This window comes from Phytoamicus setariae, assembly GCF_016722925.1.
Classification (GTDB): Bacteria; Pseudomonadota; Alphaproteobacteria; order Rhizobiales; family Rhizobiaceae; genus Rhizobium_E; species Rhizobium_E setariae.
This window is the reverse complement of the sequence record NZ_JAEQNC010000001.1, coordinates 28,427-42,121: the sequence shown is the minus strand read 5'-3', so window position 1 is coordinate 42,121 and position 13,695 is coordinate 28,427. Positions and strand designations below refer to the sequence as shown.

Annotated in this window: 15 protein-coding genes; 8 read left to right on the top strand and 7 right to left on the bottom strand. The window is 59.8% G+C overall.

Annotated features, from left to right (window positions below; all coding sequences use genetic code 11):
* The first annotated feature begins 111 nt into the window (after window positions 1-111).
* On the top strand, window positions 112-1,353 hold the full coding sequence (gene metK / locus JJB09_RS00215) for a methionine adenosyltransferase (RefSeq protein WP_201651627.1): 1,242 nt from the start codon (window positions 112-114) through the stop codon (window positions 1,351-1,353).
* Window positions 1,350-2,063 carry a tRNA (guanosine(46)-N7)-methyltransferase TrmB gene (gene trmB / locus JJB09_RS00210; protein WP_201651625.1) on the top strand — a complete coding sequence of 238 codons (714 nt, stop codon included), beginning with the start codon at window positions 1,350-1,352 and terminating at the stop codon, window positions 2,061-2,063. The genes metK and trmB overlap by 4 nt, the downstream gene beginning before the upstream one ends.
* Window positions 2,064-2,085: 22 nt before the next feature.
* On the opposite strand, the gene JJB09_RS00205 is transcribed toward trmB, so the two are convergent.
* Both JJB09_RS00205 and JJB09_RS00200 read right to left on the bottom strand, forming a co-directional pair.
* Window positions 2,086-2,343, bottom strand: coding sequence for a BQ00720 family protein (locus JJB09_RS00205; protein WP_201651623.1), 258 nt, complete (start codon window positions 2,341-2,343; stop codon window positions 2,086-2,088).
* A 50-nt stretch (window positions 2,344-2,393) separates the two neighbouring features.
* Window positions 2,394-2,825: an Hsp20 family protein gene (locus tag JJB09_RS00200; RefSeq protein WP_201651621.1), complete on the bottom strand. Its 432-nt coding sequence runs from the start codon at window positions 2,823-2,825 to the stop codon at window positions 2,394-2,396.
* 167 nt (window positions 2,826-2,992) lie between these two features.
* Between JJB09_RS00200 and JJB09_RS00195 the strand changes: the two genes are divergently transcribed.
* The gene (locus JJB09_RS00195; protein ID WP_201651619.1) at window positions 2,993-3,937 is read left to right on the top strand and encodes a nucleoside hydrolase; all 945 of its coding nucleotides are present in this window, start codon (window positions 2,993-2,995) and stop codon (window positions 3,935-3,937) included.
* A 66-nt stretch (window positions 3,938-4,003) separates the two neighbouring features.
* On the opposite strand, the gene JJB09_RS00190 is transcribed toward JJB09_RS00195, so the two are convergent.
* From JJB09_RS00190 to JJB09_RS00180, 3 genes are all read right to left on the bottom strand, one after another.
* Window positions 4,004-6,247, bottom strand: coding sequence for a methyl-accepting chemotaxis protein (locus JJB09_RS00190; RefSeq protein ID WP_201651617.1), 2,244 nt, complete (start codon window positions 6,245-6,247; stop codon window positions 4,004-4,006).
* A gap of 163 nt (window positions 6,248-6,410) precedes the next feature.
* Window positions 6,411-7,310 (bottom strand): ribokinase, encoded by a 900-nt coding sequence (locus JJB09_RS00185; RefSeq protein ID WP_201651615.1) that lies wholly within the window; start codon window positions 7,308-7,310, stop codon window positions 6,411-6,413.
* Window positions 7,311-7,360: 50 nt separating this feature from the next.
* Complete coding sequence (locus JJB09_RS00180) at window positions 7,361-8,581, bottom strand: DNA recombination protein RmuC (RefSeq protein ID WP_201651613.1); 1,221 nt, start codon at window positions 8,579-8,581, stop codon at window positions 7,361-7,363.
* Between the two features lie 285 nt (window positions 8,582-8,866).
* Here JJB09_RS00180 and def point away from each other — a divergent pair, with 285 nt between their 5' ends.
* The 5 genes from def to truA all read left to right on the top strand — a co-directional run bounded on the left by def (window position 8,867) and on the right by truA (window position 11,899).
* The gene (gene def, locus JJB09_RS00175; protein WP_201651612.1) at window positions 8,867-9,379 is read left to right on the top strand and encodes a peptide deformylase; all 513 of its coding nucleotides are present in this window, start codon (window positions 8,867-8,869) and stop codon (window positions 9,377-9,379) included.
* 64 nt (window positions 9,380-9,443) lie between these two features.
* On the top strand, window positions 9,444-9,734 hold the full coding sequence (locus JJB09_RS00170; protein ID WP_201651610.1) for a FitA-like ribbon-helix-helix domain-containing protein: 291 nt from the start codon (window positions 9,444-9,446) through the stop codon (window positions 9,732-9,734).
* The gene (locus tag JJB09_RS00165; protein WP_201651608.1) at window positions 9,731-10,153 is read left to right on the top strand and encodes a type II toxin-antitoxin system VapC family toxin; all 423 of its coding nucleotides are present in this window, start codon (window positions 9,731-9,733) and stop codon (window positions 10,151-10,153) included. The genes JJB09_RS00170 and JJB09_RS00165 overlap by 4 nt, the downstream gene beginning before the upstream one ends.
* A gap of 22 nt (window positions 10,154-10,175) precedes the next feature.
* Window positions 10,176-11,111 (top strand): methionyl-tRNA formyltransferase, encoded by a 936-nt coding sequence (gene fmt / locus JJB09_RS00160; protein WP_201651606.1) that lies wholly within the window; start codon window positions 10,176-10,178, stop codon window positions 11,109-11,111.
* Window positions 11,111-11,899 carry a tRNA pseudouridine(38-40) synthase TruA gene (truA, locus tag JJB09_RS00155; protein WP_201651604.1) on the top strand — a complete coding sequence of 263 codons (789 nt, stop codon included), beginning with the start codon at window positions 11,111-11,113 and terminating at the stop codon, window positions 11,897-11,899. The genes fmt and truA overlap by 1 nt, the downstream gene beginning before the upstream one ends.
* On the opposite strand, the gene JJB09_RS00150 is transcribed toward truA, so the two are convergent.
* Together JJB09_RS00150 and dapE are read right to left on the bottom strand one after the other, a co-directional pair.
* The gene (locus tag JJB09_RS00150; protein WP_201651602.1) at window positions 11,894-12,493 is read right to left on the bottom strand and encodes a hypothetical protein; all 600 of its coding nucleotides are present in this window, start codon (window positions 12,491-12,493) and stop codon (window positions 11,894-11,896) included. The genes truA and JJB09_RS00150 overlap by 6 nt on opposite strands.
* A complete protein-coding gene (gene dapE / locus JJB09_RS00145; RefSeq protein WP_201651600.1) occupies window positions 12,480-13,673 on the bottom strand; it encodes a succinyl-diaminopimelate desuccinylase in 1,194 nt (397 codons plus the stop codon). The genes JJB09_RS00150 and dapE overlap by 14 nt, the downstream gene beginning before the upstream one ends.
* Window positions 13,674-13,695 lie beyond the last annotated feature (22 nt).

Sequence of the window (13,695 nt, the reverse complement as noted above, 5' to 3'; positions counted from 1 at the left end):
AGTCACGCAAAACTGATCACATAAAGATATATTTATGTCCTTCTGCGCTTGTTTTTCGATGGGGGAATGACTACACATGCGTCGTTATTTTTCATTGAGGGAAGATCCCGCATGCGCTCCAGCTATCTCTTCACCAGCGAATCCGTATCCGAGGGTCACCCGGACAAGGTTTGCGACCGGATTTCGGATGAAATCGTTGACCTCGTCTACCGCGAGGCCCTGAAAACCAATACAGATCCGTGGTCGGTTCGCATCGCCTGCGAAACGCTGGCGACGACCAATAGGGTCGTGATCGCCGGTGAAGTCCGCCTGCCGAGCAGCCTGCTCAAGAAGGACAAGAACGGACACGACCAGATCAACCCGTCGAAGTTCAAGGCTGCGGCGCGCAAGGCAATCCGCGACATCGGCTACGAGCAGGATGGCTTCCACTGGAGGACCGCCAAGATCGACGTCCTGCTGCACTCGCAATCGGCAGACATCGCGCAGGGCGTCGATAGCGCCGCCGACCAGCAGGGTGAGGAAGGCGCGGGTGACCAGGGCATCATGTTCGGTTACGCCTGCAACGAGACGCCGGACCTGATGCCGGCACCGATCTACTACTCGCACCGCATCCTGCAGCTGCTGTCCGAAGCCCGCCGGAAGGGCGAAGGCGATGCCGGCAAGCTCGGCCCCGACGCCAAGAGCCAGGTGACCGTACGCTATGTCGATGGCAAGCCGGCCGAGGCTACCTCGATCGTGCTCTCCACCCAGCATCTCGATGCGGACTGGGATTCCAAGAAGGTGCGCGAAGTCGTCGAGCCCTATATTCGCGAAGCGTTGGGTACCCTGCCGATCGCCGCAGATTGCAACTGGTACATCAATCCGACTGGCAAGTTCGTGATTGGCGGACCGGATGGCGATGCGGGCCTGACCGGCCGCAAGATCATCGTCGACACTTACGGCGGCGCAGCCCCGCATGGCGGCGGCGCGTTCTCCGGCAAGGACACGACCAAGGTCGACCGCTCCGCAGCCTACGTCGCCCGCTACCTCGCCAAGAATGTGGTTGCCGCTGGCCTGGCTGATCGTTGCACCATCCAGCTCTCCTACGCCATCGGCGTCGCCCAGCCGCTGTCGGTCTATGTCGATCTGCACGGCACCGGCAACAAGGTGACCGAGGACCAGGTGGAAGCTGCGATCCGCAAGGTGATCGACCTGTCTCCATCCGGCATCCGTCGCCACCTCAACCTCAACAAGCCGATCTATGCCAAGACGTCGTCCTACGGCCACTTCGGCCGCAAGGCTGGCCGCGACGGCTCGTTCTCTTGGGAAAAGCTTGATCTGGTCAAGCCGCTCAAGGAAGCCATCACCGCGTGAGCCCGAAGGATGACAATCAGGAGCGTCGGTCACGTTCGACCGAAGCGTTCTTCGGAAGGCGCAAGGGCAAGCCCTTGCGCACCAATCAAGTGCGGCTGTTCGAGGAAGAACTGTCCGCACTTCGACTGGATCTGAGCAATCCGGCTCCGACCGACCTAGCTACACTCTACCCTGTTGCCGTCAGCAGGATCCGCATGGAAATCGGGTTTGGCGGCGGCGAGCACCTGATTCATCGCGCTGTCGAAAATCCCGAAACCGGGTTTATCGGCGTGGAGCCGTTCGTCAATTCCATGGCGAAGCTTCTCGCACAGGTGGAAGCCCGCGACCTCAGGAACATTCGCCTGCACGACGACGATGCGACCGTGGTGCTGGACTGGCTGCCGGCAGCGTGCCTAGATCAGATCGACCTTCTCTATCCCGACCCCTGGCCGAAGAAGAAACACTGGAAGCGACGCTTCGTCTCGGATGTGAATTTGAAGAGATTTCACCGCGTGCTCAAGCCCGGCGGTCTTTTCTGCTTTGCGTCCGACATCGATACCTATGTCAACTGGACGCTTCAACATGTCAGCCGCAATGACGGCTTCGAGTGGTTGGCTGACAATGCAAGCGACTGGCTAACGCCCTACCCGAATTGGCCAAGCACCCGCTATGAGGCCAAGGCGCGGCGCGAAGGAAGATCCTCCGCATATCTGACATTCCGCAAGCGGTAAGGCAGAAAACTGCCCCCGACTGTCAGTGCAGACTGACAGTCGTCAACTCGTCTTCGGCGGCCTTGTAGAAGGTCGAAGAGCGGTTGTCGGTCAGGAGAATCGGCGTGCCGTCGGCGCCGAATAGCGCCCAGAGATCCAGTCCCGGATTGAGATCGGGCGCTTCGGGGAACACACGCGAAACGTCTTCCGACCTCATCTTCCTGATGTAACCGACCTTGCCGGCCCCGAGATGGGCGAATTCGTTTCTTGTCAGTCTGTCGAGCGTAGCTCTCGTGGCCATCTTGTGCCTCCTTCTCATTCAGAAGACGCGGGAGGGATTCTCCCACCATGTCATTCTGAAACAGAAATGTTAATTTTTCTTACCATGCGCTCGGGCTCGGGGCGAATAAGGTCAACCGACAGAAGTCCATTCTTGAGGACCGCTCCGACAACTTTCATTCCGTCTGCAAGCATGAAACAGCGTTGGAACTGGCGTGAGGCAATGCCACGGTGAAGATACTCCTTTTCGCCCTGATCGTTTTGACGCCCACGGATAAGCAACTGGTTCTCTTCCGTGGTGACATCGAGATCTTCTTCAGCGAAGCCGGCCACCGCGAGGGTGATCCGCAATCTCTCGGGCTCATCGAGCGAAGGATCGGCCTTCAGTCTCTCGATATTGTATGGCGGGTAGCCATCGTTGCTCTTGGCAAGACGCTCAAGCGTCTTCTCCATCGCATCGAACCCCAGCAAAAGCGGGCTAGCAAAAGGCGTAACTCTCGTCATCTCATTCCTTGTCCTTGGCTGCAAGCGACAATCGCCGGGCCTTGTTCAAGCGCCCGACACCACAACATATGGGGCCTGTTGGTAAGACTTGCAAGACGCTTGCATCGTCAGGATCGGCAGACCATAGTCGCGTCCACCGGATGACGAAAACATAAGGAATTCAGTATATGGGCAGTCCCCGCAAAATCATTATCGACACAGACCCCGGCCAGGACGATGCAGCCGCACTCATGCTGGCTCTCGGCTCTCCCGAAGAGGTCGAGGTGCTCGGCATCACCACGGTTGCCGGAAATGTTCCGCTTGCCCTGACCACCAAGAACGCCCGGATCGTCTGCGAGTTTGCAAATCGCCCCGACGTCAAGATCTATGCGGGCTCGGACCGCCCGCTGAAGCGAAAGCCGGTATCGGCAGAGCATGTCCATGGCGCGACCGGCCTGAACGGCCCGGAACTCTTTGAGCCGACCATGCCGCTGCAGCCCGAACATGGTGTCGATTTCATCATCGATACGCTGCGGCGCGAACCCGCCGGCACGGTGACGTTGTGCACCCTTGGCCCGCTCACCAACGTCGCCGCAGCCTTGATCAAGGCACCGGATATCGGCCCCAGGATCAAGGAAATCGTCATCATGGGTGGCGGCTACTTCGAAGCCGGCAACATCACGCCGGCGGCGGAATTCAACATCTATGTAGACCCTGAAGCTGCAGACATGGTTTTCCAGTCCGGCATACGGCTTGTGCTGATCACGCTCGACCTGACCCACAAGGTTCTGACGCTCAAGCACCGCGTCGAGAAAATCCGCGCGCTGGGCACCCGGCCTGCCGTCGCGTTGGCCGAAATGCTCGATTTCTTCGAACGTTTCGACATCGAGAAGTACGGCTCGGACGGCGGCCCCCTGCACGACCCCACCACCATTGCCTATCTCATCAAGCCGGAGCTTTTTGCCGGCCGCGAATGCAATGTCGAAATCGAGACCAGTTCCGAACTCACCCTCGGCGCAACGGTTATCGACTGGTGGAAGGTGACCAACAGACCGACCAACGCGCTCGTTCTCAAGGACGTCGACGCGCAGGGCTTCTTCGACCTACTGACCGAGCGTGTGGCCCGGCTCTGATCCAATGAGAAAGGCCCCGGTGGAGATCCACCGGGGCCATTTGCAAGCAGTCCGTTTGCGTTCGGCTTACGCCCGCATGCGGCCTGCCATCGCACGAAGCGAGCCGGTATGGGCAACAGCGGCGCGCTGCTCGCTAGTACGGAAGCGGGCAACCAGGTTCTTGAGGCCTTCTGCCTCTTCGCCGAGCGTCATCGAGGCGGCGGTCGTCTGCTCCACCATCGCGGCGTTCTGCTGCGTCACCTGATCCATCTGGTGCATCGCCGAGTTCATTTCCTTTAGGCCGACAGCCTGCTCGCTGGCCGAGACCGAAATCATGCGGATCAGACCGTTGATCTGCACCACCTGCGAGGCAATCGCCTGCAGAGTATCGCCGGTCCGGGCAACAAGACTGACGCCGTCATTGACCTGGGTCTCCGAGGCGCTGATCAAGGTCTTGATTTCCTTTGCGGCCGTTGCCGAGCGCTGGGCAAGCTCACGCACTTCCTGGGCTACGACGGCAAAGCCCTTGCCGGCCTCGCCGGCTCGCGCTGCTTCCACGCCGGCGTTCAGCGCCAAAAGGTTGGTCTGGAAGGCGATGTCATCGATCACACCGATGATGTTGGTGATCTGGCCAGACGACTTTTCGATGTTCTGCATCGCCTCGATCGCGTTCTTGACGATAGCACTGGAGTTTTCGGCGTCGTTGCTCGCCTTCTGCACCGCGTTGGCCGCCGTCTTGGCATTCTCCGCGCTGGAATGGACCTGCTCCGTCAGCTGGTTGAGGGCGGCTGCGGTCTCCTCGAGCTGGGCGGCCTGTTGTTCGGTGCGGCGCGACAGATCGTTGGCGCCGGAGCTGATTTCGTGCGTGCCCGAGCCAATGGCGACGACAGCACCGTTGACCATGCGGATCGTCTCTTCGAGGCTATCGAGGGCTGCGTTGAAGTTGCTCTTCAGGCTATGATATTCGCCGGGGAAATCGGAGTTGATACGGAACGCGAGATCACCGCCGGATAGCTTCTCAAGGGCGCGGCCGACTTCCGCGACGATATACTGCTGCTGGCGGGCGTTTTCGGCGCGTTCCCTTTCGGTCTCCAGCCGCTCCGACTCGGTGGCGCGGCGTGCCGAATCAGCTTCCGATTCGTGTCGCTTGGAATCTGCAAGCTTGTGGCGGAAGCCTTCCAGCGCGCGCGCAACCTCACCGGTTTCATCCTGACGATCCTGACCGGAAACGTTCAGATCATATTTTCCGGCGCTAAGCATCGACACATCGCCGATCAAGCTTTCGATCGGTTTCTGCACGAACTTTCGAACGGAGAAATAGAGGCCGCCCAGCACCGCAAGCAGCAGCAGCAGGCCGCTGGCGACCATCATCATGGTCTGGTCGCGGACAGGGCCGGTGAGTGCAGCTTCGGGGATATCCACCAGCAATACCCATGACGCATTCAGGCCTTCGAGCTTGAAAGGATAGACGAGCCGGCTGAAGCGATCGCCCTGCTCATTGGTGATATCGGCGACCGAAGCGACCTTGCCGGTCTCCAGCGCGGCCTTGATCTCCTCAGACCCTGCACCGTCGTAGGCCTTGCCCATCTGCGCCGGAGTCGGCGCTACCAGCCAGTTGCCATCCTGCGCCACAAGCAACACCTTGCCTGTGCCGAAAGGCTTGAGAGTTTCCAGCTTGCTGCCAAGCACGGCAAGCGAGACATCAACACCTGCTACACCGATCAGTTTGTCGCCATCCGTGACTGGATAGGCGATAGAACTTGCCGCAGTAGGGACTTCGAGTCCGCTGATCACGTAAGGCTTGGTAATCGCGCCTTTGCGGCTTTCCGCGGCGAGTTGGTACCATGCAGCCTGATAGTCCGTGTCGAATGCACTGAACGTATCTTCGCCGTTCTTGCCCTTGGTCCAATAGGGATTGAAATTACCGAGCTTGTCCGCACCAAGTTCCAAAATGCCCTTGGACGTATCCTGCAGATTGTCGAATCCTTTCGGGGCTTCTGAAAACCAGCTTCCGAACGCCATGTCATGCTGTTCGAGGTTCGTCTTCAGGATCTTGACCACGCCCTTGCGATCAAGCGCTCCGGACTTTTGTCCATGCGCGATAATACCGGCCATGGTGCGGGCCGCACTGGCGAGCGAACCGGTACTGGCAGCCACGTCCGCCGCGATCGACTTGGCTTCGGTTTCGGCCTGCGTGTTGATCAGCGTGCTGACCCGGTCACGGGTTTGGGAAATCTGGAAGAAACTGGATGCAAGGAGCAATGTGGCGACCGTTGCTCCGGTTACGAGAAGCAATTTTGTCGCCAGGGACTTTGGGGCAAGCAAACGCATGGAGGCCTCAGACAGCAAGAAGAGAGTGGACAAGCGCCTGAGACGTCCCAGACGATCGGCGCCGGAGAACCGGCACTGATCATCTGACTAAAATGTATTCGTTAAATTAGAGGAAAAACAATTTGCGATTTATTAGCCCTAAAGTGGTGGTTTTGTTGCCATGTTAGAGGCTTGCGTCGACTTCTGCCGCAAACGGAATAGAAGGCTGGGCGCCGGGTTTGGTGCAGGCCAGCGAACCCGCCGCAGCGGCCCTGCGTAGAGCGGTCTCAAACTTCAACCCTGCATCAAGCCCAGCGGCAAAATAGCCGCAAAAGGTGTCGCCCGCGCCGACCGTGTCGATGGGATCAACCTTGAGGCTTGGAGCGCGGGCGAGCTTGCCGTCCCTTGCCGCAACGACGCCGTCAGCCCCGAGCGTGACAATAACCGTCTGTCCGGCTTTGCGCCCATAGTCCAGCATCGCAAGTTCGCGCGCATCCGCGTCCAGTCCGGCCCTGCCCACCAGCAGCTCGAACTCGGTCTCGTTGGCAATGACGATGTCCGCGAGCGCCGCCAGCCGCGGCGCATCCGCCGTCAACGGCGCCGTATTGAGGATGGTGCGAATACCCTTGGCACGGGCAGAGATCAAAGCCGCTTCGATCGTGGCCGGCGGAATTTCGAGCTGCAACATCAGCGTATCGCCTCGCGCCATCGCGCCCACCGCGGCCTCCGCATCCTGGACGGAAACCAGCCCGTTCGCCCCGGAAATGATGACAATGACGTTTTCACCGTCCCCACCGACGAAGATGAGCGCAACGCCCGTCGCCGCAGACGCGTTCCGCACGCGGTCGAGGCCCACGCCGTCGTAGCGCAGATATGTCAGGGCCGGCACAGCAAACTCGTCCTCGCCGCAGGCGCCCGCCATCGTCACATCAGCACCGGCGCGGCGTGCGGCAAGCGCCTGGTTGGCGCCCTTGCCGCCGGGCGCGGTGACGAAGTTATCGCCGGCAAGCGTTTCGCCCGGCTTCGGAAGCCGGAAAACAGTGGCAATGAGGTCCATGTTGATGGAGCCGAGCACGGTGATCATGACAAATCGCTTTCCCGAGAAATGAGTGCGGCACCTATTTCGCCGGAAGATCAGTCCTCGTCAACCACCCTCAGCTTCAACATCCCGGTACGGCTTTCGACCGAACGCTGCGGCGCATCGGAGACACCATTGGACGGCTGCGGCGGCACGCCTGCTTCGAATTCCATTGCCTCGATTTTCTGGCCGCGCCTGGCGAGCTTGTCCGATGAGGTTACGATCATCTCCACATCCTTTTGCGCGGCGATGAAATGCGCCTGCAGCTTGCGAACCCGATCATCAAGCCGGCCGAGATCCTCCATCAGGCGGATGACCTCCCCTTGAATCAAATGCGCCTGCTCGCGCATGCGCTGATCCTTGAGCACGGACTGGATCACCTGGATAGACAGCATCAGCAGCGAGGGAGAGACGATGACGATCCGGGCCCGATGCGCCTTCTGCACTACGGCTTCGAAATTTTCGTGAATTTCCGCGAAGATCGATTCGGAGGGCACGAACATGAACGCGGTATCCTGCGTCTCGCCCTGTATCAGATACTTCTCCGAGATATCGCGGATATGCACCTCGATATCCCGGCGGAACTGCTGGCTGGCGACTTTGAGCCCTTCCGGCCCGCCATCGCGTATAGCATTCCATGCTTCGAGTGGAAATTTTGCATCGACCACCAGCGATGGTTGGCCGTTCGGCATCTTCACCAGGCAATCCGGCCGGTAGCCGTTCGACAGCACGGCCTGGAACTCGTACGCGCCCATCGGCAATGCGTCGGCAACAATCGTTTCCATCCGGGACTGGCCAAAGGCGCCGCGTGTCTGCTTGTTGGACAGGATCGCCTGCAGCCCGACGACGTCCTTGGCCAAGGCTTGAATGTTGTTCTGAGCTGTATCGATCACCGCCAGCCGCTCATGCAGGTGCCTGAGGTTCTCATGGGTCGTCCGCGTCTGTTCGGTCATGGACTGTCCGATCCGATGCGTCATGCCATCGATGCGCTGGTTGATCGCCTGATTGAGTTCCGCCTGCCGGGCCCCGAACACATTGCCCATAGCGGCGATCCGGCCCTGCATCTCGGTCTGTGCCTTCAGGATATCGGCCAGCCTGAGCTCGGCAGCGGCGGCGCGCTCGCGTGCCTGTAAATTTTCCATGGCTGCTGACTGGCGGGCGCTCATGAGGATCAGGAGCAGCATCGCCGCGAACAGCAACGCAAGTCCGCCAGCCGCCAAGACCAGGTGCGCCGGCGTAATGGGTAGAGTGCCGATAAAGAAAAGCGCCTCGCGCATTGGATTGCCTTGTTTCCGTGTCGGCCGAACATAACAGATTCTTTGAAGAGAACCAGATCAAAGCGTGAACATTCTTCCAGTCGGTGCATTGACCAGCAGTCGGAAAACTCATCCGCGGTCCAGTTCGATTTCAAGCCCCGCGACCGTCGCCAGCCTGAGCCACAAGTCCAGTCGCCAGCACAGCAAGCCGGGCACTCAACCGAAAGTCAGGAGACCGCCCATCACCTGTCGCAGGGTGTCAACTGCAATCTTGCAAGACATCCGAGCCTGTAATAAGGAAGCGGCATGACCATCAAGCCGCTTATTATCCTTCCCGATCCCATTCTTCGCCAAGTCTCGACCAAGGTCGAACAGGTGAATGGCGAAATCCGCACACTCGCCGACGACATGCTTGCGACCATGTATGACGCGCCCGGCATAGGGCTTGCCGCCATACAGATCGGCATTCCCAAACGGTTGCTGGTGATCGATCTGTCCAAGGACGGCGACGAGAAGGCGCCGCAGGTGTTCATCAACCCCGAAATCCTGTCCTCGTCCGACGAGCGCTCGGTGTATGAGGAAGGCTGCCTGTCGATCCCCGACTATTACGCCGAAGTCGAACGGCCTGCGAAGATTGCGGTCAACTATGTCGACATCGACGGCAAGCAACAATCGATCGAGGCCGAAGGGTTGCTCGCCACCTGCCTGCAACACGAGATCGACCACCTGAACGGTGTTCTTTTCATCGACCACATCTCCCGCCTGAAGCGCGAGATGGTGATCAAGAAATTCACCAAGGCCGCCAAGCTGCGGGCCTGAGCGACTGCATTGATTTTCGTGGTTGGCACGCCTATGATATCACTGATATCAAGGAAGATGTCGCATGAGCAACCTTTTGGTGCGGGACATTCCCGAAAGCCTCAAGCAGGACCTTAGCAATGTGGCACGGGAAACCGGGCGGAGCATGTCGGACGAGGTGAAAGACATGATCCGTCAGGGTATTGCCGCACATCGGGCTGAGAAGTCCGGCGTTCATGCGAAAAACGCCTTTGAAGAACTGCGGGAACTGTTTGCCCCATCTGACGAGGAAAGCGAGCATTTCGCCGAAATCATGAACGATATCGAGAACGGTCGAAAGAAGGACCACGTCCGCTCATTCAGCTTTGACGAATGATAGTCCTCGATACGAACGTCATTTCGGAGACCAGCAAGCCATTGCCAAATGCGGCTCTGGTTGCGTGGCTCACGCGACAAGAGGCCGTAAACTTGTATTTGACCGACCTGACTGTCATGGAGATGGTCTACGGCGGCGAAAAATACCGGTTGAAAACCGGATCTTCGCGCTACGTCGACAATGTAACGGAATTGGTCCAGAAGCGTTATCGCGGACGCATCTTGCGATGGGATGAAACTGCTGTCGGGCTGGCAGGCCGTATGCGGGCACTTCGCGAAAATGCCGGCCGCTCCCTCACCATCCAGGATGCCATCATCGCCGCTATCTGCCTGTCCAACGGCGCAACCCTTGCCACGCGCAACGTCAAAGACTTCGAGGGGCTTGATCTTCTGCTCATAAACCCGTTTGAAGGGACTTGAGAGTCGATCTTCGGGAAATAGCATGCCGCTTCGTATCATCTTCATGGGAACGCCGGATTTTTCGGTGCCGGTCCTCAGGGCGCTGCATGCAGCAGGCCATCAGATCGTGGCGGCCTATTCGCAGCCGCCACGGCCAGCGGGCCGGCGTGGACTGGAGCTGACGCCTTCTCCTGTTCATCAGGCCGCCGAGGCGCTGTCAATTCCGGTTCTGACGCCGTTGAACTTCAGGAATGACGAAGATGTTGCGACCTTCCGCGCCTTCAATGCCGATGTCGCCGTCGTGGTCGCCTACGGGCTTCTGTTACCACTATCGATCCTCGAGGGCACACGGTTGGGCTGCTACAACGGCCATGCCTCGCTGCTGCCGCGATGGCGCGGCGCAGCCCCGATACAACGAGCGATCATGGCGGGCGATGCCGAGACCGGCATGATGATCATGAGAATGGACAAGGGACTGGACACTGGCCCAGTAGCGCTGACCAGCCGTGTCGGCATTCCGCTCGACATGACCGCCGGGGAACTACACGACCAGCTATCCGTAGCCGGAGCATCCCTGATGGTCGAAGCCATGGCCAAACTCGAAGCCGACGAACTGCCGCTGACCCCGCAAGCCGAGGCCGGCGTGCTTTACGCCGCCAAGATCAGCAAGGATGAAACGCGCATCGATTTTTCGCGCGACGGGATCGATGTTCACAACCACATCCGCGGTCTTTCCCCTTTTCCCGGCGCATGGTTCCAGGCCGACGTCGGCGGCAAGACCGAGCGTATCAAAGTGCTTAGAACCGAGCCTGCAACCGGGTCCAGCACGCCCGGAGACGTGCTGGACGATCACCTGACGATCGCGTGCGGCACCGGTGCGGTGAAGCTGCTCAGGCTGCAGAAGGCTGGCGGCAAGGCAATGGACGCAGTCGACTTCCTGCGCGGCACCGCGCTGGCGCGCGGCATGAGGGTTTCCTGATGCCGCGTTTCCGCATGACCGTCGAATATGATGGCGCCCCTTATGTCGGCTGGCAGCGGCAAGACAACGGTCACTCGGTACAGGGCGCGATCGAAAAAGCGATCCTTGCGATGACCGGCGAGGCGATTTCGCTCAAGGCCGCCGGCCGGACGGATTCCGGCGTTCACGCCTTCGGTCAGGTCTGCCATGCCGACCTGACCAGGGACTGGAAGGCCATAACCGTGATGAACGCGGTCAACGCCTATCTCGCGCAGGCCGAGGAGCGCGTTGCCATCCTGGATGTACAGGTCGCGCCTGACACCTTCGATGCACGCTTCTCCGCCACCAAGCGGCACTATCTCTATCGCATCGTCAACCGGCTGGCGCCGACGGCCATCGAGGCCGAGCGCGCCTGGCATGTCAAGAAGCCGCTCGACCATGAGGCCATGCATGCCGCCGCGCAGGAACTCGTCGGCCATCACGATTTCACCACCTTCCGGTCGACGCATTGCCAGGCCAAGAACCCCAACCGCACCATCGAACGGCTCGACGTGAGCCGCAACGGCGAGTTGATCGAGATTCGCGCATCGGCGCAGAGTTTCCTCCACAACCAGATCCGCTCGTTTGCCGGGACCTTGAAGCTGGCCGGCGAAGGAAAGTGGTCGCTTGCGGATGTCCGCGACGCGCTCGAAGCAAGAGACCGCACGCGTTGCGGCCCGGTGGCGCCGCCCTGGGGGCTGTTTTTCATGCAGGTGGATTACGGCGACGTGACGAAACTCCTGCGCTACGACACAGACGAGGATTCATAGGCCGACGGTGAGGCCCAGTGTGGATTGCAGCGTCGACGAAGCCCAGAAGCTCGAAACCATCATCGTCAGCAAGCTCGCCGCTGCTGGCAGCGACTTGCCCCCCATGAACTGGCGCATGATCAGGAAATAGGCCGCACCGGACATCATCAGCAAAGGCAGCCCGATCGACAGTTGCGCATCGATGTTGAGCGGCGAAAAAACCTGCACCAGCGACACCGGCACCATCGCCCATTGCAGCAATACCGACAGCCAGTTCAGCGCGATCATCACAACGGGAATTACGGCCCTAAGTCCCGCCAGCGACATGACCACGGCAAGCGCAATGTAGGGCACGACCCAGTTACCAATTTCCACCGCCAGCAATTTTGCGAAGAAAAAGGCACCCAACGAGGTGCCTTCGGGCATCATCGCCAGGTAATAGAGCCTGAAGCCGGCCCAGCTCAGCAGCATGGGAGGAAGGCAAAAGCCAACGGCCCACCAGGAGCGCCAGAACCCGCGCTCGGTCAGATCGAGCCAGGCAAACCCCTCCGGTTTGCCCATGCCCAGCAGCCAGAGTCCCCTGAAATAGCGGAACAGCTCATCAAGCCCCGGCATCGGCGAACCAGCGCGCGATAAAGGCTTGATAGATTCTAGTCAGCGCCTCCAGATCGGCGACGGGAACGTTTTCATCGACCATGTGCATGGTCTGGCCGACAAGCCCGAACTCGACAACCGGGCAGTAATCTTTGATGAAGCGCGCGTCCGACGTGCCACCGGTCGTCGACAGCTTCGGCGTGCGGCCGGTGCTCTTCTCGATGGCAGCGTTCAATGAATCCAGCAGCCGGTTGTTTCTGGTTAGGAAGACATGGCTGGGGCGCTCTGCCCAGGTCAGATCGTATCGCGCAGGCTGGCGGCCGGGACGAAGATCGGATTTCGCCGCAGCGTTGTCCAGTCTGCGGGTAATCTCCGCCATCAGGCTTTCGGCGGTCCATATGTCGTTGAAGCGGATATTGAACGCGAAAGTGACCTTGGAGGGCAGGACATTCGTCGCCGGATTGCCGGTGTCGATCGTCGTCACTTCCATATTCGACGGTTGGAATTCGTCCGTGCCATGATCGAAGGGTGGATCCATCAGCGCGCCCGCCATGGCGATTGCCGCCCGTAGCGGGTTGTCGGCGAGATGCGGATAGGCCACATGGCCCTGCACTCCATGTACGACCACCTTGCCGGAAACAGAACCCCGGCGGCCGATCTTGATCATGTCGCCGAGTTGGTCCGGATTGGTGGGTTCGCCGACGAGGCAAGCGTCCCAACGCTCACCCTTCTCGTGTGCCCATTGCAGCAGCTTTATGGTGCCATTGATACCCGGCCCTTCCTCGTCGCCTGTGATCAGGAACGAGACCGAGCCTTTCGGCGCGCCGTGGTTTTCGATGTGTCGCGCAACGGCAGCGGCAAAGCAGGCGATTCCGCCCTTCATATCGACCGCACCACGGCCATACATGATGCCGTCGACAATTTCGGCCGCAAACGGCGGGTGGGTCCAGGCGCCTTCATCACCGACGGGCACGACATCGGTGTGGCCGGCAAACATCAGATGCGGCCCATCGTTGCCCAATCGGGCGTAAAGATTCTCGATGTCGGGCGTGCCGTCCTCGGTCGACACAACGCGATCGACCTTGAAGCCGAGTGGCAAAAGCATTGCTTCGAGCGCGCTCAATGCGCCACCCTCGGCAGGTGTTACGGACGGGCAGCGGATGAGCCGCTGCAGATTCTCGACAGGATCAGTTGTGCTCATGCGCAAGGCGTTTAATCCAAAG

Bases quoted from the DNA above. Each gene is read 5' to 3' on its own strand.
- metK (WP_201651627.1), top strand. From the start codon at position 112: ATGCGCTCCAGCTATCTCTTCACCAGCGAATCCGTATCCGAGGGTCAC.
- JJB09_RS00205 (WP_201651623.1), bottom strand. From the start codon at position 2,343: ATGGCCACGAGAGCTACGCTCGACAGACTGACAAGAAACGAATTCGCC.
- JJB09_RS00200 (WP_201651621.1), bottom strand. From the start codon at position 2,825: ATGACGAGAGTTACGCCTTTTGCTAGCCCGCTTTTGCTGGGGTTCGAT.
- JJB09_RS00195 (WP_201651619.1), top strand. From the start codon at position 2,993: ATGGGCAGTCCCCGCAAAATCATTATCGACACAGACCCCGGCCAGGAC.
- JJB09_RS00190 (WP_201651617.1), bottom strand. From the start codon at position 6,247: ATGCGTTTGCTTGCCCCAAAGTCCCTGGCGACAAAATTGCTTCTCGTA.
- JJB09_RS00185 (WP_201651615.1), bottom strand. From the start codon at position 7,310: ATGATCACCGTGCTCGGCTCCATCAACATGGACCTCATTGCCACTGTT.
- JJB09_RS00180 (WP_201651613.1), bottom strand. From the start codon at position 8,581: ATGCGCGAGGCGCTTTTCTTTATCGGCACTCTACCCATTACGCCGGCG.
- def (WP_201651612.1), top strand. From the start codon at position 8,867: ATGACCATCAAGCCGCTTATTATCCTTCCCGATCCCATTCTTCGCCAA.
- JJB09_RS00170 (WP_201651610.1), top strand. From the start codon at position 9,444: ATGAGCAACCTTTTGGTGCGGGACATTCCCGAAAGCCTCAAGCAGGAC.
- JJB09_RS00165 (WP_201651608.1), top strand. From the start codon at position 9,731: ATGATAGTCCTCGATACGAACGTCATTTCGGAGACCAGCAAGCCATTG.
- fmt (WP_201651606.1), top strand. From the start codon at position 10,176: ATGCCGCTTCGTATCATCTTCATGGGAACGCCGGATTTTTCGGTGCCG.
- truA (WP_201651604.1), top strand. From the start codon at position 11,111: ATGCCGCGTTTCCGCATGACCGTCGAATATGATGGCGCCCCTTATGTC.
- JJB09_RS00150 (WP_201651602.1), bottom strand. From the start codon at position 12,493: ATGCCGGGGCTTGATGAGCTGTTCCGCTATTTCAGGGGACTCTGGCTG.
- dapE (WP_201651600.1), bottom strand. From the start codon at position 13,673: ATGAGCACAACTGATCCTGTCGAGAATCTGCAGCGGCTCATCCGCTGC.